Below are 22,804 nucleotides of genomic sequence, written 5' to 3' on the forward strand. Positions count from 1 at the left end.
CAGCGCCAGTGCCTCGCTCCGCACGATCGCCGGATAGGCTCGGTTGCTCGGCTTGCCGCGCTTCTTTGACAGCAGTGCCGCGGGGCCTCCGATCCGATAGGCCTTCAGCAGCCGGAATGCCTGCCGCGATGTTACCCGAAGCAGTTGCGCGGCCTCTCGCACTGTAATCCGTTCCGCCACAACATCCCGCAACACATGCACCCGGTCGATCTCAGCCCGGCTCATCGACAGCACCGTCATCACTCACAACCCCCAGGCCCCATGCCTTAGACAAGTCCGAGCGTGACATCTCTAATGGGGAGGATGGTGACCTTTCTAATGAGCGTCTACACCCGCGATTCGCATAAGGTATATTATGGAATGTATTTATACGCAATCTAATCAGATATTTAGCCGAGATTGCTCCCATCGCACTTCCGTTCCACCGTCATTTCGGCTCCGCGCTGGTCCAGTCCCTCAGCGCTTGACGCCTACTGTGCATGGGGTTGTTTTTCAGATTTGCATCGGGCCGATGTCTCCGAAAGCCGATATTGCCGCGACCTTGTCCGGCTGCAATAAGCGAGCTTCGCGAGATCGCAGATGACCTTCAGGCCGGACGTCCGTATGGTTTGCGTCTCACAACAAGAACAATTCTTCTGAGGAAGCAGACCCCATGAGTTTTTCCCGCCGCACGCTTCTCAAGGCCTCCGCCGCGACCGCCGTTTTCGGCGGCGTCAGCGCACCCTATGTGGCCCGTGCCCAGGCTGCCGAGTTCACTTATAAATACGCCAACAACCTGCCCGACACGCACCCGCTCAACATCCGCGCCAAGGAGATGGCTGCGGCGATCAAGAGCGAGACTGGCGGCAAGTTCGACCTTCAGATCTTCCCGAATAACCAGCTTGGCTCGGACACCGACATGCTGAGCCAGATCCGTTCCGGCGGCGTCGAGTTCTTCACGCTGTCAGGCCTCATTCTGTCGACCCTGGTGCCGGCGGCATCCATCAACGGCATCGGCTTCGCGTTCCCGGATTACGACACGGTCTGGAAGGCCATGGACGGCGACCTCGGCGCCTATGTCCGCGGCGAGATCAAGAAGGCGGGCCTCGAGGTCATGGACAAGATCTGGGACAACGGCTTCCGCCAGACCACATCGTCGACCAAGCCCATCAACGGTCCTGACGACTTCAAGGGCTTCAAGATCCGCGTGCCGGTATCGCCGCTGTGGACCTCGATGTTCAAGGCCTTCGACGCTGCGCCCGCCTCGATCAATTTCGCCGAGGTCTATTCCGCGCTCCAGACCAAGATCGTCGAGGGCCAGGAGAACCCGCTGGCGATCATCTCGACGGCAAAGCTCTACGAGGTGCAGAAATACTGCTCGCTGACCAACCATATGTGGGACGGCTTCTGGTTCCTGGCCAACCGAAGAGCCTGGGAGAAACTCCCACAGGACGTGCGCACCATCGTCGCCAAGAACATCAACGCCGCCGCCATGAAGGAGCGTGAGGACACTGCCAAGCTGAACGCTGGTCTCCAGCAGGAGCTCGCGGGCAAGGGTCTGACCTTCAACCAGCCCGCGGTCGCGCCGTTCCGCGACAAGCTGCGCACCGCCGGCTTCTATGCCGAGTGGAAGGGCAAGTATGGCGAGCAGGCCTGGGAGCTCTTGGAAAAGGCCGTCGGCAAGCTGTCGTAACGCGTTGGGGCCGTCATGGCTCATACCGGGGTTCAGGTGAGCGAAGTGATGGGCGAGGCGGCTGTTCAGTCCCCTCGCCGATCCTCTGTGCTGGCTTCGCTCGAGCGTATCCTCGGCCTCACCGTCGAAATCCCGGCGGCCGTTCTGGTGGTCGTCGAGATCGCGATCCTGTTTGCCGGCGTCGTCGCGCGCTACGGCGTGCACCGGCCGCTGATCTGGTCCGACGAGCTCGCTTCGATCCTGTTCCTGTGGCTGGCGATGCTGGGCGCGGCGGTCGCATTTCGCCGCTCCGAGCACATGCGCATGACTGCGGTTGTCGCGCGTGCGCGGCCGGCGATGCGGGCTTATCTCGACCTCGTCGCGACCTGCGCGGCGTTGGCGTTCCTCGTGCTGATCATCTGGCCGTCCTGGGATTATGCCTACGAGGAAAGCTTCATCACTACACCGGCGCTTCAGATTTCGAACATGTGGCGCGCCGTCGCGCTGCCGGTCGGGATCTGCCTGATGGCGGCGTTCGCGCTGGTCCGACTGCTCCGCACCGCCGACTATCGCATGGTGCTGACGGCCGTGATCTCCGTTGTCGTCGTTGCCGGTCTGTTCTGGCTGGCGCAGCCTTACTTGCGGCCTCTCGGCAACCTCAACCTCGTGATCTTCTTCGTCGGCGTGGCCGGCTTCTGCGTCTTCGCCGGCGTTCCCATTGCGTTCGGCTTTGGCCTCGCGATCTTCGGCTATCTGGCGCTGACCACGCGCACGCCCGTCATGGTGCTGGTCGGGCGGATGGACGAGGGCATGAGCCATCTGATCTTGCTGTCGGTGCCGCTGTTCGTCTTCCTCGGGCTACTGATCGAGATGACCGGCATGGCCCGGGCCATGGTGGCGTTCCTGGGAAGCCTGCTCGGCCATGTCCGCGGCGGCCTGCACTACGTGCTGGTGGGCGCGATGTATCTGGTGTCGGGCATATCGGGCGCCAAGGCCGCCGACATGGCCGCAGTCGCGCCCGTGCTGTTTCCGGAGATGAAGCAGCGCGGTGCCAAGCCCGGCGATCTCGTCGCGCTCCTGGCGGCGACCGGCGCCCAGACCGAGACCATTCCGCCAAGCCTCGTGCTGATCACGATCGGCTCGGTCACCGGCGTCTCGATCGCGGCGCTGTTCACCGGTGGCCTGCTGCCCGGTGTCGTGCTCGCGATCACGCTCTGCATGTTGGTGCGGTGGCGCTACCGCCACGAGGACATGAGCCATGTCCGCCGCGCCACCGCCTCCGAGATCGGCAAGACCTTTATCGCCGCCCTGCCCGCGCTCGCGCTGCCCTTCGTGATCCGCTACGCCGTGGTCGAGGGCATCGCGACCGCTACTGAGGTCTCCACCATTGGCATCGTCTATGGCGCCGTGGTCGGCTTGCTGATCTACCGCCGCTTCGACTGGCGACGGCTGTTTCCGATGCTGGTCGAGACCGCGGCGCTATCGGGCGCGATCTTGCTGATCATCGGCACGGCCACCGGCATGGCCTGGGGCTTGACCCAATCAGGCTTCTCGCGCTCGCTGGCGGCGGCCATGACCGGATTGCCCGGGGGAGCTGCGACCTTCCTCGCCGTGTCCATTTTGGCCTTCACGATCCTCGGCAGCGTGCTGGAGGGCATCCCCGCGATCGTACTGTTCGGACCCCTGCTGTTTCCGATCGCCCGCGCCGTTGGCGTGCATGAGGTGCACTACGCCATGGTGATCATTCTGGCGATGGGTATCGGGCTATTCGCGCCGCCCTTCGGCGTCGGCTATTATGCGGCCTGTGCCATTGGACGCGTCGATCCGGCCGACGGCATCAGGCCGATCTGGGGCTACCTGGTGGCGCTGCTGGTGGGATTGATCATCGTCGCGGTCTTTCCCTGGATTTCGATTGGATTCCTGTAAGCGCGGCGTCACGGAGGGTGTCGATGAGTGATCGGCAGAACCAGTACAATATCGGCCTCGACAAGACCCCTGCCAACTACGTTCCATTATCGCCGCTGAGCTTCCTTGCGCGCAGCGCGGCGGTTTATCCGGATCACGTCGGCACGGTCTATGAGGACCGCAGCTTCACCTGGGCTCAGACGCATGAGCGCTGCAAGCGCTTTGCGTCATATCTCGCCGGCAAGGGCATCGGCGTCGGCGACACCGTCGCGGCGATGCTGCCGAACATCCCGGCGATGAACGAAGCACACTTCGCGGTCCCGATGACCGGCGCCGTGCTCAACGCGCTCAACATTCGGCTCGATGCGCCCTCGATCGCGTTCCAGCTCGACCACGGCGGCGCCAAGATCATCCTGGTCGATCCCGAGTTTTCCGGCGTGATCACCGATGCGCTGGCGCGGATGAGCGGGCCGAAGCCGTTCGTGATCGATGTCGACGATGCCGCCTTCGAGGGCGGCAAGCGTATCGGCGAGATCGAATATGAAGCGGCCGTCGCGCAAGGCGATCCGAATTTTGCGGCGATCACGCCGAGCGACGAATGGGACGCGATCGCACTGAGCTACACCTCGGGCACGACGGGCAATCCCAAGGGCGTCGTCACCCATCATCGCGGCGCCTATCTGAACGCCGTCAGCAACATCCTTGCCGGCAATCTCGGCCAACACCCGGTCTATCTCTGGACGCTGCCGATGTTCCATTGCAACGGCTGGTGCTTCCCTTGGACCATCGCGGCAGCTGCCGGCATCAATGTCTGCCTGCGCAAGGTCGAGCCGACCAAAATCTTCGAGCTGATAAGGCAGCGCGGCGTCACCCATATGTGCGGCGCGCCGATCGTATACAACACGCTGATCAACGCGCCCGATGCGCCGAAAGGCAACGCGGCTCACCGCGTCGTTGGCCTGATTGCGGGCGCGGCGCCCCCTGTTGCGGTGCTGGAAGGCGCCGAGAGCATTGGCATCAAACTCACCCACGTCTATGGTCTGACCGAGGTCTACGGCCCCGCCTCCGTCTGCGCCGAGCAGCCCGGCTGGGACGATCTTCCCGCCGCCGAGCGAGCGCGCATGAAGCGCCGGCAGGGCGTACCCTACCCGCTCGAGGAAAGCGTCACCGTCATCGACCCGCAGACCATGCAGGAGGTGCCGCGCGACGGTGAGACCATCGGCGAGGTCATGTTCCGCGGCAATATCGTGATGAAGGGCTACCTCAAGAATCCGAAGGCAACCAGGGAAGCCTTCGAGGGCGGCTGGTTTCACACCGGCGATCTCGGTGTGCTCGACCAACAAGGCTATGTCACCATCAAGGACCGCTCCAAGGACATCATCATCTCGGGCGGCGAGAACGTCTCGTCCGTCGAAGTCGAGGATATTCTCTACAAGCACCCGGCCGTGCTGTTCGCCGCCGTGGTTGCCAAGCCCGATCCGAAATGGGGCGAAGTTCCCTGCGCCTTCGTCGAGCTCAAGGATGGGGCGAGCGCGAGCGAGGCCGACATCATCGCCTTCTGCCGCACGCATTTGAGCGGCTTCAAGACGCCGAAGGCCGTAGTGTTCGGACCAATCCCGAAGACGTCCACGGGCAAGATCCAGAAATTCCTGCTTCGTAACGAAGTGGGCTCGGCGAAAGCGATCTCGGCGTAAGTTGATTTTGTGAGGGCGCTGCATCCGAGCGGGACGCAGGCCTATGCTGATTGTTCCAGCTAGATTCACATCTTTAGATTGCAAAAAACTTTAGTCGATTCATCTCAAATTGCAAGATCGCGTTTGTAATACTTACCGATCGATCGTAAAAAACATTTTATCGATCGTTCTAAATAGCGATATTCGGTAGATTCTCCGGTTTCCAACGCACGGCGCACCGAGCACCGGTAAGATTCGAGGTAGAGACGTGCCCATCGAACAGCGGCGACGACGTGACAAAAAATGCGATATCGCGGTCGACTCTCGACATGCAGCTACCCATTGTCGGCCCTCGCCCCGGTCCTGACGGTTTGCAGGTTCGCAATGGATTCCTCCAATGTGGCGGCGAGCTCCAGCAGCGAGATCACCGAGTGGGACATCCGCTTCACCCTCTCGTGCCTAGCCGTGGCGGAGCGATCATTCCGGCTTCTACTCCCTCGCAAGCGTGAGCGTTCAAAGTCGATTGTGTGGACGTTGCCCGACGCAGGTCCGGTGGCCGCACGCAACTGCTTGGATTCCAGCAGGAGCTCACCAGTCATTCGATCGAGCACCGCGACGGCGGCCATCAACTCGTCAGTCGCTCTCGCCAAACTGTGTGCACGGCTGCTTCGATCGTTGCCATCGGAATTCCGTGCGGTAGCGGTCGGCAGCAGCTCGGCGTGCAATTCGCCAAATCCGTCCCGGAGTGCGGCGAACCGGAAGTGGGCAGCACGAACGAGGTGTTCCAGAAAAAACAGATCGCTCTGCGGCTCCGTCGAAACGACGTCCGGTTTGGCTGTCGGGAAATACATTAATGCTCCGGAGGCAATAAGGGGAAATAGGGATCCGGCCGCAATTTCTAGTGGCACCTGGCCAATGGCGCTTGAATATCCCGAGCCACGATTGATCAAAACGAGCCTGCTAGGACAAATGAAGCGACGTCATCGAGGTAAAACACGCTGCAGGTCGACCGTTTTCGGCCGCGCATGGGGAGCGCGTCATGGCGGTTGATGGCCTCTATGGGGATCGGCTTGCAGAACTATTTCCAATGATTCGGCGGCCGAACTCGGGTCTCGTCAAATCATTGCAGAAAGGAACGTTTGCCGCGGCGCGCATGGCCTATTCGGGGCCGATCGCCGATCCGACCTTACCGTCACCTCCCGACGAGGCCTTCGCGTTATGCCTTCGCCTGAGGCATCAGAGAGCCGAGACATGGCTGGATGGTCGCCCCGTACCGAAGGGCGCTTTGAAGGACGAGACGAGCATCTACGACCTGCGATGCGAGACGATTGTCCATTTCCGCGATCCCTTTGACTTCCTCTATCTATATCTGCCGCACAACGCGCTGAACGAGTTGGCGAACGAGCTTGAGATCGGTCGCGTTGAGTACGAGGTCAGCGCGGGCTCGAACGTCCTTGATCCCATTCTTGTTCACCTGGGCGCCTGCCTCCTGCCGATGCTGGAGAGACCGCATGAGGCCAACGAATTGTTCGTAGGCCATGTCGCAATGGCCCTCCAGTCTCATTTCCTGCAGAAATATGCCGTCAGCCGACCCCGCCTCCGTTCTTACCGCAGCGGATTGGCGCCGTGGCAGCTCCGAACCGCAAAGGCATTGATCCGCGCAAACCTCGGTGGCGAAATATCGCTGGCACGGATCGCCGCCGAATGCGGCTTGTCTGCCGCTCACTTCGCCCGTGCATTCAGAGTCAGTACCGGAACTCCGCCGCACCGGTGGCTAATGAATCAGCGTATTGAGCAAAGCAAAGCTCTATTGCTAGACCCGGAGCTGTCACTGACAGAGATTGCGATCAAATGCGGCTTCGCGGATCAGAGCCATTTCACCAGAGCATTCTCTGCCGCGATGGGCGCCACTCCTGGACGCTGGCGATTGGTTCGCAAGGGCTGATCCCCTAAGACGTTCACCAGCAGGATGCAGAAACTCCTGCTGCGCAATGCGAGCGGGTTCGACGAAGGCCATCTGGCCTGAGCCAACCCAATGACCTTCCGCCTGAGAAATTCAGGCGGAAGGCTCTATCGTCCTCACATCTTCTTGTAGGCGTCGATCACGGCCTGGCCGTCCGGACCCGCCTTCTTGAGCCAGTCGGCTGTGAGCTGCTCGCCGATCTTCTCGAAACCGGCCTTCAGCGCCGGGCTGGGCGGCTCGACGGTCATGCCCTTGGCCTTGAGCTGGTCGATGTACCAATTGGCCTTCTCTTCCCAGGCCTTCCAGCCGCGCGTTTCCGCCGTAGCCGCGGCCTTGAGGACGGCCTCCTGGGTCGGCTTGTCGAGGGCCTCGAATGCCGCCTTGTTGACGAAAGTGTAGTCCTTCGGAATCCAGGCCTGCACGTCATAGAAGTATTTCAGCGACTCCCACGCCTTGGAATCGTAGCCCGTGCCACCCGACGACATGAACGAATTCACCACGCCCGTCGCAAGCGCCTGCGGAAGCTCCGCGGCCTGGATCGTCACGGATTGAGCGCCGACCAATTCGCCGATGCGCGCGGTTCCGACGTTATAGGCACGCCATTTCAGGCCCTTCATGTCCTCGATCGAAGCGAGCGGCTTGTTGACATAGACGCCCTGCGGCGCCCACGGCACCGCGAACAGAAGCTTCAGGCCTTGCGCGTCCAGCTTCTTCGCGATCAGCGGCTTTGAGGCCTGATACAGCTTCATCGCCTGAGGGAAGCTCGTCGCGAGGAACGGCACGACGTCGATCCCGAACACCGGATCTTCATTCTCGTGGATCGAGAGCAGCAATTCGCCCATTTGCGCCTGTCCGGTCACGACGGCACGCTTGATGTCCGGGGCCTTGAACAGCGAGGCGTTCGGATGAACCGTGATCAGGAGCTTTCCGGAGGTCGCAGCTTCGACGTCCTTGGCGAAGGCGGCCAGGTTTTCCGAGTGCGGATTGTCGATTGGATACGCCGCCGGCAGATTCCATTTGGTCTGGGCCATGGCGGGCGCCGCGGCCAGCAACGCACCGGCGATTAGTCCTGAGAGCAACAAGCGATACGTCATCGAACTTCTCCTCACGGTAAAACGCAAAACCCTCAGTCGGGGAACGCGAGCTTGGGCAGAAACAGCACGATTTGCGGATATTCGGTGATGATGAACACCGAAGCCAGCAGCAGCACGAAGAACGGGAACGCGGCTTTGGCGACAGTGAGAGTATCGCGGCCGCTCATATTCTGGAGCACGAACAGGTTGAAGCCAACCGGCGGCGTGATCTGCGCCATCTCGACATGGATGATGAGGTAGACGCCGAACCAGACCAGATCGAGTCCGGCCTGCTTCACCATCGGCAGCACGATGACGGCCGTCAACACGATCATCGAGATGCCGTCGATCAAGCAGCCGAGGATGATGTACATCACGCTCAAATACAGCGCGAGCATGCTCGGCGTGAGCTGTTGCCCCTGGACCCAGGTGGCGAGTGCCGCGGGAATGCCCGTATAGGCCATCGCGGCCGTCGTGTAGGCGGCTCCCGCGAGAATGAGCATGATCATGCAGGTCAGACGCGTCGCGCTCATGACGCTCTCGACGAAGTTCTTGCGGGTGAGCGTTCGGCTCCACCATGCGAGCAGCAGCGCGCCGGTAACACCCCATGCAGCGCATTCAGTCGCAGTCGCAAAGCCAAGCACGAGCGAAAGGAAGACTGCGAGGATCAGCAGCAGGCACGGCACGAGCTTGGCCGATTCCTTCAGCTTCTGCCGGAACGGCATCGGAGGATCGCGCGGCGGAATCTTCTTCGGATTGAGCAGCGACCATATGATGATGTAACCGGAGTAGAGCACCATCACGAGCGCTCCGGGCAGGAAGCCGCCCAGGAACACCTGCAAGACCGAGACGTTCGCCGTCACCGCATACACGACCATCGGGATCGACGGTGGGATCAGCAGGCCGAGCGTGCCGGAGCCTGCCAGAGAGCCGAGACTGAGACCCTTGTCGTAGCCGCGTCCGTCGAGCTCGGGCAGCGCGATCTTGCCGATCGTCGCACAGGTCGCAGCCGAGGAGCCCGACACGGCCGCAAAGATGCCGCAGCCGATGACGTTCACATGCGTCAGCCGGCCGGGCAGCCATTGCACCCAGGGCGACAAGCCGCGGAACATCTCCTCCGACAATTTCGTCCGGAACAGGATTTCTCCCATCCAGATGAACAGCGGCAATGCGGCCAGCGTCCAGGATGAGCTAGCGCTCCAGGTGGTCGTGGCCAGCACGGAACCGAGTGGCAAGCTCGTGGTCAGCGCCATTGCCACAAAACCCACCAGCCCAAGCGACACGGCGATCCACACGCCGCTCCCCAGCAGCAGGATCATCACGCCGAGCAGAATGAAGGAGAGCTCGATCATACCGAGATTGGCCATGTTCAACCCCCGCCGCCCTGCGATATGCGTTCGATGAACTCGTCCGGCGTCTCGTTAGGCGAAGCCTTCTCGTAGCTTGGCCGCCCGCCCCTCAGGACGTTTACCATTTCATCGATGACCGCGATCGATAGTATGGCGAGACCGCCGGCAAAGCCGAGCTGTGGAATCCAGAGAGGAGCGGCGACGACGCCCTGGGCCACGTCGTTGAAGCGCCAGGAGTCGTACGCCATCTGCGCTGCATATCGCGTGAAGTAGAGGATGAACGCTGTCGCGATGCCAAGTGCTACGATTTCGGCGGCCTGGCGCGTGCGCCCGTGCAGACGCTCCAGCAGGAGTCCGACCCGGATCATCTCGCCGCGCTTGAAGGTGTGAGCGAGCCCGAGAAAGGCCATCGCGGCCATGCACCAGGACGCGAAATCGTCGCCGGCGGGAATGTTGATGGCAAACTGCCTGCCGACCGACATGACCATCATGATCGCGAAGATCGCGACCATGAACATGCCGGCTGCGTAACCCGAGCCGAGATAGAGAAGGTCGAGAGAGCGCCGGAGCAATCCCGGTGCTTCGATGTCCTCATGCTCCGCCAATGCGGCCCCCAATCCTCACGCGTCCCTTGTTTCAGTGCGTTGCCGTTTCTGGCTGATTATCGCCGCCGTCACCCGCCTGTCTTTGAGACATTAGACCAACACGATCAGCTCCTTGCAGGCAAGGAACATGCCGGCGTGCTCCCGATTTTCCCTAACCGGGCTTACACCGTCTCCAGCCGCAGTCCGTCATAGGCGGGCACTACGCCCTCCGGCAGTGTCTGACGGATCACCTCGTAATCGACATCAGCGGTCATGTTGGTGATGACGGCGCGCTTCGGCTTGAAACGCTCGATCCAGGACAGCGCGTCGTTGATGCTGAAATGGCTGGGATGGCCGGTATAGCGCAGGCCGTCGACGATCCAGAGATCGAGATTTTCCAAGGCGCCCCAGCTCTCGCGCGGAATGTCGTTCAGGTCGGGCGTGTAGGCCGCGTTGCCGATGCGATAGCCGAGCGCGGGAATTTGGCCGTGCTGGACCAGGAAGGCCGTAATCGTCACCGCGCCCCCCTTCCCCAAAATGGTCTGGCTTTCGCCCGCCTCGATCGAATGCCGGGTGAGGATCGGCGGATAGTCGCTGCCCTCCGGCGAGATGAAGCAATAGGAGAACCGCGCCATGATGTCCTTGGCGGTCGACTGATTGAAATAGGTCGGAATGCGCTTTCGCATGTGCAGGACGACGGAGCGCAGATCGTCCATGCCATGGGTCTGATCGGCATGCTCATGGGTCAGGAACACCGCGTCGATATGGTCTACGTCGGTCGATATCAACTGCTCGCGCAGGTCGGGCGAGGTGTCGATCACGATACGTGTGGTGCCGTGGCTCGAGGTCTTTTCAACCAGCAGCGAGCAGCGGCGACGCCGGTTCTTGGGGTTGTTGGGATCGCAGGCGCCCCAGCCGAGTGCCGGGCGCGGCACGCCGGCGGAGGAGCCGCAACCCAGGATCGTCAACGTCAGCGTCATGCGGTTCAGACCCTCAAGCTTTCACCTTGGAGAACAGGCGGAAGAAATTTTCGCTGGTCTGGCGCGAGATCTCCTCGAGCGACACGCCGCGGGTTTCAGCGAGCACTTTGGCGACCTCGACCACATAGGCCGGCTCGTTGCGCTTGCCCCGGAATTTGCCCGGCGCAAGGTAGGGCGAGTCCGTCTCAACCAGGATACGATCCGACGGCAATTCGGCCGCGAGCGCGCGCAAACTATCCGACTTCTTGAAGGTTAGGATGCCCGTGAAGCCGATGTACAACCCGAGCGACACCGCCTTCAGCGCCAGCTCGCGCCCGCCGGTGTAACAATGCAGCACGGCGCGAAATGATCCCTTGGCTGCCTCCTCTTCGAGGATGCGGGCGCAATCCTGGTCGGCTTCGCGGGTGTGGATGACGAGCGGCAAGCCGGTGGCGCGGGCGGCGACGATATGGGCACGAAAGCCTCTCGCCTGCGCTTCCGGCGAGCCGTTGTCGTAGAAATAGTCGAGCCCGGCTTCGCCAAGCGCGACCACCTTGGGGTGCTGCGTCAGCGCGATCAGCTCATCAGATGTAATGCCGTCTTCCTCGTCCGCATGGTGCGGATGGGTGCCGACCGAGCAATAGACGTCGTCGTAGCGTCCGGCGATGGCCAGAAGCTGGTCGAGCTTCCGCACCCGCGTCGAGATCGTGACCATGCGACCGACGCCGGCCGTACGGGCGCGCGACACGATCCCATCGAGATCTTCCGCGAAGTCAGGAAAATCAAGATGGCAGTGACTATCGACCAACATCGTGCGCGTGCCCTACGCCGCCGGCTCGACGTAACGCGGGAAAGCGGGCGTCGGCGCCGGCAGGGTCGAGCCGGGTGCGATGCGCTTGTCTCCGCCGAGCATTGCGAAGTTGCGCTCGCCTTCGGGGATGCCGAGGCTGTCGAGCAGCTTGCCGCAGGCAACCGGCATCGCCGGCTGGGCGAGGATCGCGATCTGGCGCACGACTTCAGCGGTGACGTAGAGCACCGTCTTCTGCCTCACAGGATCGGTCTTGGCGAGCGCCCATGGCGCCTCGCCCGCGAAATAGCGGTTGGCTTCCGCGACCACGGCCCACACGGCATTGAGCCAATGATGGATCTGCTGGGTCGACATGGCCTCGCGCGACGCCGCGACCATGCCGTCGGCCATCGCCAGGATCGCCTTGTCGTTGTCGCTGAACGCGCCGGGCTCCGGCAGCACCCCGCCGAGTTGCTTCGCAATCATCGACAACGAGCGCTGTGCGAGATTGCCGAGATCGTTGGCAAGATCGGCATTGATGCGCGCCACGATGGCTTCATGGTTGTAGTTGCCGTCCTGGCCGAACGGCACCTCGCGCAGGAAGAAATAGCGCATCTGGTCGACGCCGTATTGGTCCGCGAGGTTGAAGGGGTCGACGACATTGCCGACCGACTTCGACATCTTCTCGCCCCTGTTGAACAGGAATCCGTGGGCATAGATCCGCTTCGGCAACGGAATGCCGGCGGACATCAGGAACGCGGGCCAGTGCACGGCGTGGAAACGAATGATGTCCTTGCCGATGACGTGCACGTCGGCCGGCCAATAGCGCCAGTTCTTGTCGCCGTCGTTGGGGAAGCCGATGCCGGTGATGTAGTTGGTGAGCGCGTCGACCCAGACATACATCACGTGTTCGTCGTCGCCCGGCACCCTGACGCCCCAGTCGAATGTGGTACGTGAGATCGAGAGATCGCGCAGGCCGCTCCTGACGAAGCTCACCACTTCGTTGCGGCGCGCATCCGGGCCGACGAAATCCGGGTGTTCCTCGTAGTGCTTCAGGAGCTTGTCCTCGTAGGCCGACAGGCGGAAGAAATAGCTCTTCTCCTCGACCCATTCGACCGGCGTCCCCTGCGGACCGAGGCGTACGCCGTCATCGTTCAGGCGCGTCTCCTCCTCGGCGTAATAAGCCTCATCGCGGACCGAGTACCAGCCGGAATAGCTATCGAGATAGATGTCGCCGTTGGCTTCCATACGCCGCCAGATTTCCTTGGTCGAGCGATGGTGCTGTTCCTCGGTGGTGCGAATGAAGCGGTCGAACGAGACGTTCAGTCGCTCGTCCATCTCCTTGAAGCGGCCGGCGTTGCGGGTCGCGAGTGCGGCTGGTGTCAGGCCCTCGTTCTGTGCGGTCTGGACCATCTTCAGACCGTGCTCGTCAGTGCCGGTCAGGAAGAAGACGTCCTTGCCGTCAAGCCGCGCAAAGCGCGCCAGCGCGTCGGTGGCGATCGCCTCATAGGCGTGGCCGATATGCGGGCTCCCGTTGGGGTAGGCGATCGCAGTGGTGATATAGAAGACGTTGTCGCGCGCGCGTGCCGCAACAGCCGATGCCGGTTTCGGGGCCGCCACCGGCTTTGGTGCAGGTGGCGCCTTGGGTTTTGAGACCCTGGACTTCACGGCTGTCGGTGGCGTTGCGACGGGAGCCGGCGCGACCGCCGCCGGCTTCGTGGCGGTCGTCGCCGGGGTCTTGGCGGGCTTCTTGGCAGCCGGTTTCTTCGAGGCCCTCTTGGCGACGACCTGCTTCTTCGCAGCCTTCTTCGCGGTCCTCTTCACGCCCTTGTTGGCGCCAGCCTTCTTGCTCTTCTTGACGTTCTTGACCGCTTGGGACACGCGTGCCTTTACGGCCTTCTTCGTGGCTTTCTTCGCAGCCTTCTTGCCGCTCTTGCCCTTGACGGTTTTCTTAGCTCGCGTTGCCACGACGAATTCCTTTACCGGCTTCCCGAAATCTGGAAACGAATTTGCGCTCTAGCGCGTTGCGTCCGCCAGCCAGCCGAACACCGAGAAAACCAAGGGCTTTCGCTCCAGATTGTAGGTTTCGGTGTCGCGCGCGGCGCGGACGATCTTTTCCCATACCTCGCTCAACCGCGCAAGGCGCGGCAGGTTCTGGTTGGCATTGGCCTCGTCCGCGTGCAGGCGTTCCGCAATCCAGCGATCGATGCCATCGACGAAGGCCGCAAGCGCAACGCGGTCACTGGTGCCGAGCGAATCGCCAAGCGTATGCAGTTCGCGCGGATCGACCTGCGGCAGTCGCGCCAACAACGCCGCCGTGCGCTGCTGGAGTTTGAGCGCATCGCCGCCGAGCAGCGTCAGTGCCCGTGCGACACTACCCTCGGAGGCCTCCGCGGCTTCGCGCAGCGCCGGATCGGTTGGTGCAAGGCCTGCAGCCGCCGCGGCCGCGCCAATCACCTCATCGATCGTCAATGATCGCAGCCGCAGCTTGCGGCAGCGCGACTGAATCGTAGCGAGGACGCGTGCGGGCGCGTGGCTCACCAGCAGAAACAGTGACCGCTGCGGCGGCTCCTCGAGGATCTTCAGCAATGCATTCGCCGCATTCGGATTGAGCTCGTCGACGGTGTCGACGATACAGACGCGCCAACCTTCCGCGGCAGCCGTCGAGCCGAAGAACGCGATGGTCTCGCGCGTCTCGTCGACGGTGATCACCGTGCGCATCACGCCGCGATCGTTGGCGGTGCGCTCGAGCGTCAGAAGCCCGCCGTGCGAGCCCGCGGCGACCTGTCGCGCTACCGCATCATCAGGGTCGAGCGCGAGGTCTTCGGCGTCCTGCACGACAGGCGACAGCGGTTGGCCGTGGGCGAGCACGAAGCGCGCCATGCGATAGGCCAGCGTCGCCTTGCCGATCCCCTGCGGTCCACCGATCAGCCAGGCATGCGGGATGCGCCCGCTGCGATAGACGGTGAGCAGCGCCGCCTCTGCCTCACGGTGGCCAAACAGAAGGCTGGTCTCGCGCGGATGCGGAATAGCGCTCTCGCGCTCGGCCTGGCGTGGGCTCATACGGACACCACCGGTGCAGGCGTCGGCAGGAGGCGCTCACGGAGTACGGTCCAGACGCGGCCGGCAACCGTATCAGGGTCGGAATTGGCATCGATCAGCACGCAGCGTGCCGGATCGTCCGTGGCGATCTTGCGATACGCCTCGCGCAGGCCCTGATGGAAGCTGAGCTTCTCGCTTTCGAACCGGTCAGGCGTGCCAGTGCCGCGCCGTGCCGCGGCGCGTGCCAAGCCGATCTCCACCGGCAGATCAAGGATGATTGTGAGATCAGGCTTGAGATCGCCGATCGTGACCCGCTGCATGGCGTTGATCAGCCCGACAGGCACGCTGCCGAGGCTGCCCTGATAGGCCCGTGTCGAGTCGGCGAAACGGTCACACAGCACCCAAATGCCCTGATTGAGCGCGGGAGCAATCCGGGTACGGACATGGTCGTCGCGCGCGGCGGCAAACAGCAACGTCTCGGCTTCGGGGCCGAGCAGCTTGCCCATTCCTGACAGCACCAGATGGCGCATGATCTCGGCGCCCGGCGAGCCGCCCGGCTCGCGCGTGACGATCGTGCGGAGTCTGGCCGCATTGAGCCGCTCGGCGAGCTTCTTGATCTGGGTCGACTTGCCGGTCCCCTCGCCGCCTTCAAAGGTGATGAAGCGTCCACGTCCGGACGACCGCTGTCCCTTGCTCTCACTCATGATCAGAGCTTCTCGGCACCTGCGCGGAACATACCGATCACGAGCTCGCTGGCGCCGTCGATCGCGCGGCGGACGGTCGAACCGGTGCCGATCGCTTCGGCTGTATAGACCGGCGTCTCCACAGCAATGGTGCCGCTGCGCCAGACCCTGACCACACCGACCTTCTGCCCTGCTTCGATCGGAGCGCGCACCGGGCCACTATAGACGATACGCGCGATCAGCTTGTCGCTACCGTTCTTGTGCACCATCACCTTCACAGGCTCTTTCGCAACGAGCTTCACGGACCGACTGTCGCCGCCGAATACCTTGGCATAGCCGACCGGTTGGTCGGCCGCGATCAACGTACGGCTCTCGAAATTGCGATAGCCCCACTCCAGCATCTTCTTGGCTTCGGTGGCCCGATCCTCGGAGTCTTCCAGCCCGTTGACGACAACGATCAACCGCGTGCCGTTCTGCACGGCCGAGCCGACCATGCCGTAACCGCCCTCCTTGGTGTACCCGGTCTTCAGCCCGTCAGCGCCTTCCATCGAATTGAGCAGCGGATTGCGGTTGGGCTGGCGGATCTTGTTCCAGGTGAACTCCTTCTCGCCAAACAGCTTGTAGAATTCCGGGAAGTCCAGAATGATGTGCCGGGCGAGCATGCCGAGCTCGCGGACCGTCATCTTGTTGCCCGGATCGGGCAAGCCGTTGGAATTGGCGAAAGTCGACTTGGTCATGCCGAGCTCGCGGGCGCGCTTGGTCATGAAGTCGGAAGCAAAGATCCGTTCGTTGCCGGCGATGCCTTCGGCGAGCGCGATGCAGGCATCATTGCCGCTCTGGATGATCGCGCCATGCAGGAGGTCATCGACCGAAACCTTGCTGTTGATGGCAGCAAACATGGTCGAGGTACCCGAGGGGGCCCCGCCCCTGCGCCAGGCGTTCTCGCTGATCCGGTATTCGTCCGTCAGCTTAACGTCGCCCTTCTTGATTGCATTGAACACGACCTCCGCCGTCATCAGCTTCATCATGCTGGAGGGCGCGCGCAGCTCGTCGGCGTTCTTCTCGAACAGCACGCTGCCGCTGGAAGCCTCGATCAGGATCGCGGTGGGGGCATCGCCGTCGAAGCCGACATCCTCGGTCTTCTTGGCGCCCTGGACACTCTGGTTGGCAGCGTTGAGCATCCCGCCCCAGCTGAGGCTCACCGCGAGCGCTGCCGCGACCAGTCCGCGCGTCAGCGCTCCGGGTGTGAACCGGGTACGACCGAGCGAGATGAGACGAAATGCCATGGCGAAGCCCTGAGAGGCGCGTTCTAACAGTTGGAATCACTGCGAACAACACGAGGATCGGTGCTCGCCTCGGAGATTGCACGATTCTCGGAGCGGCCTTATCGTAGCATCTCATCTTTTTCGACCAAACCTCTGAAAAAAGGCGGAAAAGCGATGCCCACCACCCGCGTGATCAAGGCCAATGGGATCGACCTCTTCATCCGCGAGGCGGGCCAGGGGCCGCTTGTGGTGCTGTGCCATGGCTGGCCGGAAACATCCTATTCCTGGCGGCACCAGATCCCGGCGCTCGCGGCTGCCGGATTTCACGTCGTCGCGCCGGACATGCGAGGCTACGGCCAGAGCGCGGGGCCCGCTGACGTGGCCGCCTATTCGATCTTCGACCTGGTCGGCGACGTCGTCGGGCTGGTCCAGGCGCTTGGCGCGACCAAGGCGATGGTGGTCGGCCACGATTGGGGCGCGCCGGTCGCCTGGCACGCCGCCCTGTTCCGCCCTGACATCTTCACGGCCGTCGCAGGCCTGAGCGTACCACCGCCGTTCCGCGGACGTGGCAGGCCGCTCGAGCTGTTGCGCCAAGGCGGCATCACCAACTTCTACTGGCAGTACTTCCAGACGCCCGGCGTCGCGGAGGCCGAGTTCGAGCATGACGTCGCCCGCACCATGCGCGTCGTGCTCGGCGGGCGCGGACTGGCTGATCCGAACGCGGCGATGTTCGTACAGGAGGGCAAGGGCTTTCTCAGCCATGCGTCGGCTGAGGAGCCGCTACCGACGTGGCTGAGCGAGGACGATCTCGCTCATTTCACCGAAAGCTTCCGCGCATCCGGATTCCGCGGCGGGCTGAACTGGTATCGCAACATCGACCGTAATTGGGAGCTGACTGCACCGTGGCAGGATGCGCAGATCCACCAGCCGTCGCTCTTCATCGCCGGCGCGCAGGACGCGGTCATCACGGGCCTGATCGGCGCCAAGCGCGTCAACGAGCTGCAGCGCGTGCTGCCCAATCTCACGCGAAAATTGATCATCGAGGGCGCCGGCCACTGGGTGCAGCAGGAACGGCCTGAGGAAGTGAATGCTGCGCTGCTCAAATTCCTGCGCGAGGCGGCTCCGCAGCTAGGCGGCACCGCGTAGTCCAGGCAATCAGTACAGACCGCGGCCCGTCAGGATGCTGCGAGCCTCGGCTGCGCCGTCATCGGAGCCGGCATCGCGGCCGTCCGCGTCATAGGACACCTGCCGGGCATTCTGGAGGGCCCGCCCCCGGCTTCGGCTCGAGGCTGACATTTCCGATGTCGCGTTGAGCGAGGCGAGGTCGGCAGACGTGTTACCGAGGCTGTAGGGCCGCCCCTCCGGCATCGGCACCTCGCCGCGGATGGCGCCGCGGCCTGAGAACGGCAGCTCCGGCACGAACGGTCTTGCCGAAGCGACCCGGACCATTGAGGGCGACGGCGCCGGCACGCCAGTGCGCAAGGTCGCCATCAGTTGGCGGTCGTCGGAGCCTTCGAGCGGTGCCCGGCCGACATATTCGACCCGGACCTTGGCGACGCCATTGCCTTTGAATTCAAGCAGTTCGGCGGCCTTGTTCGAGACGTCGATGAGGCGGTTGCCATGATAGGGCCCGCGGTCATTCACGCGGACGATCAGCGACTTGCCGTTGGAGAGGTTGGTCACCCGCGCATAGGACGGCATCGGCAGGGTCGGATGCGCCGCCGTCAGGGAGCCCATGTCGAAGACTTCGCCATTGGCGGTCAGACGGCCGTGGAAATCGTCGCCGTACCAGGACGCCATGCCCTCGGCCCGGTAGTTGACGTCCTCCTCCGGCACATAGGTCCGGCCTCCCACCACATACGGCTTGCCAATACGATAAGTGCCGCCGCCTTTGGGGACGGGATCGCCCCAGGCCACCACCCGCGGGCTCGACGACACGCCGTATTTGGGATCGACCCGGCTGGCGAACTTGCCCGACGAGGCGCAATTGGCGAGCGCGAGGCACGTGCCGACCACCGCGACACTGCGCGCGGCCCGCACCACCGAATCTGACCGTCGGATCCCCATTCGCCCCAAATACCATTTCGCCGGCGACGTACCCAATCCGCTTGGCGCGGAGAGCGTCGTCCGGTCCTTAAGCTCCGCGGCGGCCCACCACCGTCCCAGAGGCGGTAACGATAACGCAACCCGAACACGGCGGAAATGGGGAGCCCACAACGTTCGCGCCGGGATGGTAAACAGGTCGTCTAGCATTCTCCGTTGATCTACGGGGCGCGAGAGCCTCCGCGCCGCCTCCTCTGTGTCAGTCCTGCACAAGCTGTTGCGCCAAAAGCTCACTCCACCCCTGATATCGCTGGGTTCACCGGAATTCTTTTGACTGTGCAAGGCTGCCCGCGTCTTCTCGCTTGCAGGGGCGGGATTGGAATTTAACGATGATCGAAACGGTTTCGGCACTGATGGGTCTGCTAAGCGCGGGAATTTTCCTGGCCCATGCGTTCGAAGGCTACCGCACGAGGGCCTGACGGCACTCGCGCGGGTGACATTGCATCACCTCCATCAAGACGGCACGTTCGGACAATTTTAATCAATCCGATCGAGCATCGAAGACGAGAGCAGCAGGTGTCCCATGTGCAAACATGACCTCGTATCTGATGGCTTCCTGGCTTTGACCGCTGGCGGTCTGGTCCTGCTCTGCTCGAGCCTCATGGCGCTGGCCTTCGGCTAATCCATCGAACCCGAGATAGAACCGGCGTGCGCGCCGCTCAGCGCAACCCCAACGGCGAGCTACGATAGAGGCTGTCGCGCGCTTCACTCAGGCAGACGAAGCTGCCGTCGAAGCCCTGAGCATAGAGCTTCTGCCCCTTACGGTAATAGACGCCTTTCCTGAAGTCCAACCACACCACTTTGTCGCCGGGGCAATGGCGCTGGGCCTGCGCCTCGTAACGGAACGGCGTCAGCGGTGTCGCCGACACCTTGGGGGCGCCGGCACCAAGAACGATCCCCGCGCTCGCAAGCGCGAGGCCGCGAGTCCTTTTGCCAAACCTGCTGCGCAGCACGTCCGCCTCTCCTCAGCTCCTTGCGGCAGGTTACGATAGCGCCTGCGCCCAACTAACCGGCCTGGCGCGATGCGGCCTCGAGCTGCGCTAGCGCCTGATGCAGGCACTCCTGGAGTTTCTGCGCAACCAGCTCGCGCGAAATTCCCTTCGCCGCGAGGTCGCCCGACACCTTGCTCAGAATCTCGTCCATCGTCTGGTTCGCCAGATTGTCCGTGACCAGCGCCGTCGCATAAGCCGCCGCGGCATCGCCGACGAGTCCGAGCTCGCCTGCGGCCCAGAGCCCGAGCAGCTTGTTCGAGCGCGCCGCGGCCTTGAACATCAGTTCCTCCTCGTGGGCGAATTTGGCCTCAAAGCCCTGCTCGCGCTTGTCGAACGTGGTCATGGTCAGCTCCATTTGCGTTGCGCCGATGGGATCCCGATGGGGAGCGAAGTTCTCCGTGGTTCTCGTCAATTGAGGATCATTTGAACCTTCCGACCGAAGGCCGGCGCCGTCAAGCCGCCGGTCCGAGCGCGGCAACGTCACGCCCGGGCCAGTCCCACCGGTTAAATGATATATTTACGATTCGTTAAGCAGACTCACGGCCGATGATCCCGGGAAAATCGAGAGCCGATGCATGAACAGACAGCTTCGGGAATTTCGACGGCTTGAGCGCGTGTGCCTGGAGCAGGCGGCGCTCTCGACCATGGACCTCGCGCGATCGGGCCTGCTCAAGGTCGCCGATGACTGCAGGCTCGCGGCAGAAGCCATCGAGGCACAGCCCGCGCCTCGCGGGGCTATCGGCCTTGCCGTCGAGGCGCTCAGGCTGATGCTGACGGCCGCGCGCCCGCCCCGCCGGCACTGACGTCGGGCCGCTTAGTTTTCATCAGCCTTTGGCTGCAGCCGCCTCGCGCGCCAGCCGCTCGGCCTTCAGCCGCTCGCGATTGGCGTGAAATGCCTTCTGCGCTTCCTCATGGTCGCGCATGGCCTTCTCGGCTTCGATCCGGCGTGCCGCATCGCGCGCCTGGCGCTGCTCGGGGGTCAGGGGTTTGCGTCGGAAGGAAAGGTCTTCTGTCATGCCGCAACAACGCGGCGATGAGGAAAAAGTTCCGCGCGCCGGGTTGAACAGACATGGCCGGGCAAGTGGAAATCTACGATCGTTCAGGCGCTTAGCGACACGACAGGAGCAGATTCGAAGACCGTGGCCGGAGCTCATCGACCGGCGCTCCAGGAGACCGACCGCTTTCCGTCCCGCCAAAAACTCAAAACAACCCCATGCACAGTAGCCCATGCGTGTCCGATCAAGAGCTTACATAGCTGAGCTCCCCGACCTCGCAAAAGGCGGTTGACGTGTCGGGCAAAACACCGGCATAATGCGATTATTCCGAAATCGATCAAGAGGCCATCTGCGCGTGGGCAATCGAGACGAGCCGCCTCAGCGCGGTGTGATTTGACGCGCCCCGCCCCCTCGGCTGAGCTACCGGTTCCATGGGAACAAGGGCCCGGACCTGCCATTGGCTTCGGCGGCTCATGGCTCTCTTTGACGGCGGCCATAACTGGAGACTCAAAATGCGCACCACAGTCCTGGCCCTGCTGATCCTTCTGGGATCGCTTCCTGCTGCACACGCAGACCGCGACTATCCCTGGTGTGTGGTCGGCGACGATCTCAGCTGGCCCGGCGAGTGCATGTACTCGACCCGGGAGCAATGCATGGCTTCGGCATCAGGCCGGTGGAATACGACCTGCGACATCAATCCGCGCGTGAGATTCAATCAGCAGCAGGTCCAGCCGGGGACGAAGAGGCTGCAGGAGCGACGGTGACTGGCGAGGCCGGTCAGCCGGTATTGGCTAAGGCGCCGCTCACGGCGATTTGGCTCGGATTGCATGGGCCGAAAGCGGACGCCCGCGGGTTCGCTGGCGTGGATCATCATCCTTGCATTCAACATTGGCGGGGCGCCGAACGACTAAGCAAGAAGGCCGTCCATGCGGGCGGCCTTTTATTCCGGGCACTATAGCGTCAGCATTGGAGCGGCAGCCTTTGTCGCTGCTTTAGCCAGGCGGAAGGTAACCGCCCTTCGGCAGCTGCTTCACCATTTCAAGATTCTTGTCGATCGCCGCAAATAGCTTATCGAACATACCCGCTGGAACAGTGAGGTTCGGGGAACCTCCCGAAACCGCTTCCAGCTCTGCGGCTGACAGTTCACGAGCGCTAATCGTCTTCATCTGCGTTCTCCCTACTCTGTGCATGGCTTGATTGCCATCGGATGCAGGATGTACGCGCTCCCGGCGATGGTCGCTGTGACGCACGTCACGTTGCCACCGTATTCCGATATCCCACCGCAGGAGACTCGACCATAAACGAGACGATGGCCCTCCAGATCAGCAGGAGCAGCGCCGCCAGCAGCAGCTCGCGGCGGCGGGGCCATAGCTCGCGGACGATGATGCCCAGGAGCATCCCAAGAATTAGCCCGAGGAGCGCTGTCACGACGGCACACGGATTGTACGTTCGTTTGTGCGCTGAGCTGGCTGATCTGCCTTAGATAATTGATTTTGCTTCCAACTGGCGGAAGGGGTGGGATTCGAACCCACGGTACCCTTGCGGGCACGCCGGTTTTCAAGACCGGTGCCTTAAACCACTCGGCCACCCTTCCAGCTCAATCGATTCAACCGCTTAGCGGTTAGCCCCGTTGAACGCAACGCGAACTGTCCTTGGTTCGGGACATGTTGGGACAACGGTCTCTTACGGCCTGAGAAAGCCGGCTGCAAGTGGCGGTCAGCGCGCTCGCGAACGTCTCCTTGCGAGACGCCGTCGACACCTGGGATCGCCTCGCCATCGA

The 22,804-nt window shown here is 62.8% G+C and carries 24 protein-coding genes and 1 tRNA gene; 7 read left to right on the forward strand and 18 right to left on the reverse strand.

All coding sequences use genetic code 11. The features are described 5' to 3' along the window. Positions 1 to 240, reverse strand: a 240-nt coding sequence (locus tag BM374_RS06635; RefSeq protein WP_143270172.1) for a helix-turn-helix domain-containing protein, incomplete at its 3' end; no start/stop codon positions are given. A 412-nt stretch (positions 241 to 652) separates the two neighbouring features. On the opposite strand from BM374_RS06635, the gene BM374_RS06640 reads away from it, so the two are divergent. Genes BM374_RS06640 through BM374_RS06650 form a run of 3 tightly spaced genes read left to right on the forward strand, consistent with a single transcriptional unit; the run spans position 653 to position 5,250 of the window. Then, positions 653 to 1,672 carry a TRAP transporter substrate-binding protein gene (locus BM374_RS06640; RefSeq protein WP_092290305.1) on the forward strand — a complete coding sequence of 340 codons (1,020 nt, stop codon included), beginning with the start codon at positions 653 to 655 and terminating at the stop codon, positions 1,670 to 1,672. Positions 1,673 to 1,720: 48 nt separating this feature from the next. Further along, positions 1,721 to 3,577 carry a TRAP transporter large permease gene (locus BM374_RS06645; protein WP_502689424.1) on the forward strand — a complete coding sequence of 619 codons (1,857 nt, stop codon included), beginning with the start codon at positions 1,721 to 1,723 and terminating at the stop codon, positions 3,575 to 3,577. A 23-nt stretch (positions 3,578 to 3,600) separates the two neighbouring features. Next, positions 3,601 to 5,250, forward strand: a complete 1,650-nt coding sequence (locus BM374_RS06650; RefSeq protein WP_177248152.1) for an acyl-CoA synthetase — start codon at positions 3,601 to 3,603, stop codon at positions 5,248 to 5,250. 314 nt (positions 5,251 to 5,564) lie between these two features. Here BM374_RS06650 and BM374_RS06655 read toward each other — a convergent pair whose 3' ends face one another. Then, complete coding sequence (locus BM374_RS06655; protein WP_092290311.1) at positions 5,565 to 6,080, reverse strand: hypothetical protein; 516 nt, start codon at positions 6,078 to 6,080, stop codon at positions 5,565 to 5,567. Positions 6,081 to 6,268: 188 nt separating this feature from the next. Here BM374_RS06655 and BM374_RS06660 point away from each other — a divergent pair, with 188 nt between their 5' ends. After that, entirely contained in the window at positions 6,269 to 7,174 is a 906-nt protein-coding gene (locus tag BM374_RS06660) for a helix-turn-helix transcriptional regulator (protein WP_092290313.1), read from the forward strand. A 134-nt stretch (positions 7,175 to 7,308) separates the two neighbouring features. Here the strand turns inward: BM374_RS06660 and BM374_RS06665 are convergent, their stop codons facing one another. The 9 genes from BM374_RS06665 to BM374_RS06705 all read right to left on the reverse strand — a co-directional run bounded on the left by BM374_RS06665 (position 7,309) and on the right by BM374_RS06705 (position 16,955). Then, positions 7,309 to 8,286 (reverse strand): TRAP transporter substrate-binding protein, encoded by a 978-nt coding sequence (locus BM374_RS06665; protein ID WP_092290315.1) that lies wholly within the window; start codon positions 8,284 to 8,286, stop codon positions 7,309 to 7,311. A 32-nt stretch (positions 8,287 to 8,318) separates the two neighbouring features. After that, complete coding sequence (locus BM374_RS06670; RefSeq protein ID WP_092290317.1) at positions 8,319 to 9,632, reverse strand: TRAP transporter large permease; 1,314 nt, start codon at positions 9,630 to 9,632, stop codon at positions 8,319 to 8,321. A gap of 2 nt (positions 9,633 to 9,634) precedes the next feature. Further along, on the reverse strand, positions 9,635 to 10,231 hold the full coding sequence (locus BM374_RS06675; RefSeq protein ID WP_092290319.1) for a TRAP transporter small permease: 597 nt from the start codon (positions 10,229 to 10,231) through the stop codon (positions 9,635 to 9,637). Between the two features lie 149 nt (positions 10,232 to 10,380). Then, the gene (locus BM374_RS06680; RefSeq protein WP_092290321.1) at positions 10,381 to 11,178 is read right to left on the reverse strand and encodes an MBL fold metallo-hydrolase; all 798 of its coding nucleotides are present in this window, start codon (positions 11,176 to 11,178) and stop codon (positions 10,381 to 10,383) included. A gap of 13 nt (positions 11,179 to 11,191) precedes the next feature. Continuing rightward, complete coding sequence (locus tag BM374_RS06685) at positions 11,192 to 11,968, reverse strand: TatD family hydrolase (protein ID WP_092290323.1); 777 nt, start codon at positions 11,966 to 11,968, stop codon at positions 11,192 to 11,194. Between the two features lie 12 nt (positions 11,969 to 11,980). Next, complete coding sequence (metG, locus tag BM374_RS06690; protein WP_092290325.1) at positions 11,981 to 13,912, reverse strand: methionine--tRNA ligase; 1,932 nt, start codon at positions 13,910 to 13,912, stop codon at positions 11,981 to 11,983. 48 nt (positions 13,913 to 13,960) lie between these two features. Next, positions 13,961 to 15,007 (reverse strand): DNA polymerase III subunit delta', encoded by a 1,047-nt coding sequence (locus BM374_RS06695; RefSeq protein ID WP_092290327.1) that lies wholly within the window; start codon positions 15,005 to 15,007, stop codon positions 13,961 to 13,963. After that, complete coding sequence (gene tmk / locus BM374_RS06700) at positions 15,004 to 15,690, reverse strand: dTMP kinase (protein ID WP_092290329.1); 687 nt, start codon at positions 15,688 to 15,690, stop codon at positions 15,004 to 15,006. Before tmk ends, BM374_RS06695 begins: the two co-directional genes overlap by 4 nt. Positions 15,691 to 15,692: 2 nt before the next feature. Then, positions 15,693 to 16,955, reverse strand: coding sequence for a D-alanyl-D-alanine carboxypeptidase family protein (locus BM374_RS06705; protein ID WP_092290331.1), 1,263 nt, complete (start codon positions 16,953 to 16,955; stop codon positions 15,693 to 15,695). A gap of 153 nt (positions 16,956 to 17,108) precedes the next feature. Here BM374_RS06705 and BM374_RS06710 point away from each other — a divergent pair, with 153 nt between their 5' ends. Then, a complete protein-coding gene (locus tag BM374_RS06710; protein WP_092290333.1) occupies positions 17,109 to 18,080 on the forward strand; it encodes an alpha/beta fold hydrolase in 972 nt (323 codons plus the stop codon). Between the two features lie 9 nt (positions 18,081 to 18,089). Here BM374_RS06710 and BM374_RS06715 read toward each other — a convergent pair whose 3' ends face one another. The 3 genes from BM374_RS06715 to BM374_RS06725 all read right to left on the reverse strand — a co-directional run bounded on the left by BM374_RS06715 (position 18,090) and on the right by BM374_RS06725 (position 20,372). Beyond that, entirely contained in the window at positions 18,090 to 19,001 is a 912-nt protein-coding gene (locus tag BM374_RS06715; protein ID WP_092290335.1) for a septal ring lytic transglycosylase RlpA family protein, read from the reverse strand. Between the two features lie 695 nt (positions 19,002 to 19,696). Continuing rightward, positions 19,697 to 19,990, reverse strand: coding sequence for a hypothetical protein (locus BM374_RS06720; protein WP_092290337.1), 294 nt, complete (start codon positions 19,988 to 19,990; stop codon positions 19,697 to 19,699). Between the two features lie 52 nt (positions 19,991 to 20,042). After that, the gene (locus tag BM374_RS06725; RefSeq protein ID WP_177248153.1) at positions 20,043 to 20,372 is read right to left on the reverse strand and encodes a DUF1476 domain-containing protein; all 330 of its coding nucleotides are present in this window, start codon (positions 20,370 to 20,372) and stop codon (positions 20,043 to 20,045) included. A 232-nt stretch (positions 20,373 to 20,604) separates the two neighbouring features. Between BM374_RS06725 and BM374_RS06730 the strand changes: the two genes are divergently transcribed. Further along, complete coding sequence (locus BM374_RS06730) at positions 20,605 to 20,832, forward strand: hypothetical protein (RefSeq protein WP_092290341.1); 228 nt, start codon at positions 20,605 to 20,607, stop codon at positions 20,830 to 20,832. Positions 20,833 to 20,853: 21 nt separating this feature from the next. Here the strand turns inward: BM374_RS06730 and BM374_RS06735 are convergent, their stop codons facing one another. After that, entirely contained in the window at positions 20,854 to 21,045 is a 192-nt protein-coding gene (locus BM374_RS06735; RefSeq protein ID WP_092290343.1) for a hypothetical protein, read from the reverse strand. Between the two features lie 491 nt (positions 21,046 to 21,536). Here BM374_RS06735 and BM374_RS06740 point away from each other — a divergent pair, with 491 nt between their 5' ends. Continuing rightward, positions 21,537 to 21,788 (forward strand): DUF3551 domain-containing protein, encoded by a 252-nt coding sequence (locus BM374_RS06740; protein WP_092291803.1) that lies wholly within the window; start codon positions 21,537 to 21,539, stop codon positions 21,786 to 21,788. A 228-nt stretch (positions 21,789 to 22,016) separates the two neighbouring features. On the opposite strand, the gene BM374_RS38425 is transcribed toward BM374_RS06740, so the two are convergent. The 3 genes from BM374_RS38425 to BM374_RS06745 form a co-directional block, all read right to left on the reverse strand. Continuing rightward, the gene (locus tag BM374_RS38425) at positions 22,017 to 22,190 is read right to left on the reverse strand and encodes a hypothetical protein (RefSeq protein WP_177248154.1); all 174 of its coding nucleotides are present in this window, start codon (positions 22,188 to 22,190) and stop codon (positions 22,017 to 22,019) included. 85 nt (positions 22,191 to 22,275) lie between these two features. Continuing rightward, complete coding sequence (locus BM374_RS38430; RefSeq protein WP_177248155.1) at positions 22,276 to 22,422, reverse strand: hypothetical protein; 147 nt, start codon at positions 22,420 to 22,422, stop codon at positions 22,276 to 22,278. 106 nt (positions 22,423 to 22,528) lie between these two features. Continuing rightward, a tRNA-Ser gene (locus BM374_RS06745) sits at positions 22,529 to 22,618 on the reverse strand. Positions 22,619 to 22,804 lie beyond the last annotated feature (186 nt).

It is taken from the genome of Bradyrhizobium sp. Ghvi (assembly GCF_900115265.1).
In the GTDB taxonomy this organism is placed as follows: domain Bacteria; phylum Pseudomonadota; class Alphaproteobacteria; order Rhizobiales; family Xanthobacteraceae; genus Bradyrhizobium.

What these genes read in the sequence shown, in the direction of transcription:
- BM374_RS06640 (WP_092290305.1), top strand. Translation starts at nt 653, where the DNA reads ATGAGTTTTTCCCGCCGCACGCTTCTCAAGGCCTCCGCCGCGACCGCC.
- BM374_RS06645 (WP_502689424.1), top strand. Translation starts at nt 1,721, where the DNA reads ATGGGCGAGGCGGCTGTTCAGTCCCCTCGCCGATCCTCTGTGCTGGCT.
- BM374_RS06650 (WP_177248152.1), top strand. Translation starts at nt 3,601, where the DNA reads ATGAGTGATCGGCAGAACCAGTACAATATCGGCCTCGACAAGACCCCT.
- BM374_RS06655 (WP_092290311.1), bottom strand. Translation starts at nt 6,080, where the DNA reads ATGTATTTCCCGACAGCCAAACCGGACGTCGTTTCGACGGAGCCGCAG.
- BM374_RS06660 (WP_092290313.1), top strand. Translation starts at nt 6,269, where the DNA reads ATGGCGGTTGATGGCCTCTATGGGGATCGGCTTGCAGAACTATTTCCA.
- BM374_RS06665 (WP_092290315.1), bottom strand. Translation starts at nt 8,286, where the DNA reads ATGACGTATCGCTTGTTGCTCTCAGGACTAATCGCCGGTGCGTTGCTG.
- BM374_RS06670 (WP_092290317.1), bottom strand. Translation starts at nt 9,632, where the DNA reads ATGGCCAATCTCGGTATGATCGAGCTCTCCTTCATTCTGCTCGGCGTG.
- BM374_RS06680 (WP_092290321.1), bottom strand. Translation starts at nt 11,178, where the DNA reads ATGACGCTGACGTTGACGATCCTGGGTTGCGGCTCCTCCGCCGGCGTG.
- BM374_RS06685 (WP_092290323.1), bottom strand. Translation starts at nt 11,968, where the DNA reads ATGTTGGTCGATAGTCACTGCCATCTTGATTTTCCTGACTTCGCGGAA.
- BM374_RS06695 (WP_092290327.1), bottom strand. Translation starts at nt 15,007, where the DNA reads ATGAGCCCACGCCAGGCCGAGCGCGAGAGCGCTATTCCGCATCCGCGC.
- tmk (WP_092290329.1), bottom strand. Translation starts at nt 15,690, where the DNA reads ATGAGTGAGAGCAAGGGACAGCGGTCGTCCGGACGTGGACGCTTCATC.
- BM374_RS06705 (WP_092290331.1), bottom strand. Translation starts at nt 16,955, where the DNA reads ATGGCATTTCGTCTCATCTCGCTCGGTCGTACCCGGTTCACACCCGGA.
- BM374_RS06710 (WP_092290333.1), top strand. Translation starts at nt 17,109, where the DNA reads ATGCCCACCACCCGCGTGATCAAGGCCAATGGGATCGACCTCTTCATC.
- BM374_RS06715 (WP_092290335.1), bottom strand. Translation starts at nt 19,001, where the DNA reads ATGGGGATCCGACGGTCAGATTCGGTGGTGCGGGCCGCGCGCAGTGTC.
- BM374_RS06725 (WP_177248153.1), bottom strand. Translation starts at nt 20,372, where the DNA reads ATGACCACGTTCGACAAGCGCGAGCAGGGCTTTGAGGCCAAATTCGCC.
- BM374_RS06730 (WP_092290341.1), top strand. Translation starts at nt 20,605, where the DNA reads ATGAACAGACAGCTTCGGGAATTTCGACGGCTTGAGCGCGTGTGCCTG.
- BM374_RS06735 (WP_092290343.1), bottom strand. Translation starts at nt 21,045, where the DNA reads ATGACAGAAGACCTTTCCTTCCGACGCAAACCCCTGACCCCCGAGCAG.
- BM374_RS06740 (WP_092291803.1), top strand. Translation starts at nt 21,537, where the DNA reads ATGCGCACCACAGTCCTGGCCCTGCTGATCCTTCTGGGATCGCTTCCT.
- BM374_RS38425 (WP_177248154.1), bottom strand. Translation starts at nt 22,190, where the DNA reads ATGAAGACGATTAGCGCTCGTGAACTGTCAGCCGCAGAGCTGGAAGCG.
- BM374_RS38430 (WP_177248155.1), bottom strand. Translation starts at nt 22,422, where the DNA reads ATGCTCCTGGGCATCATCGTCCGCGAGCTATGGCCCCGCCGCCGCGAG.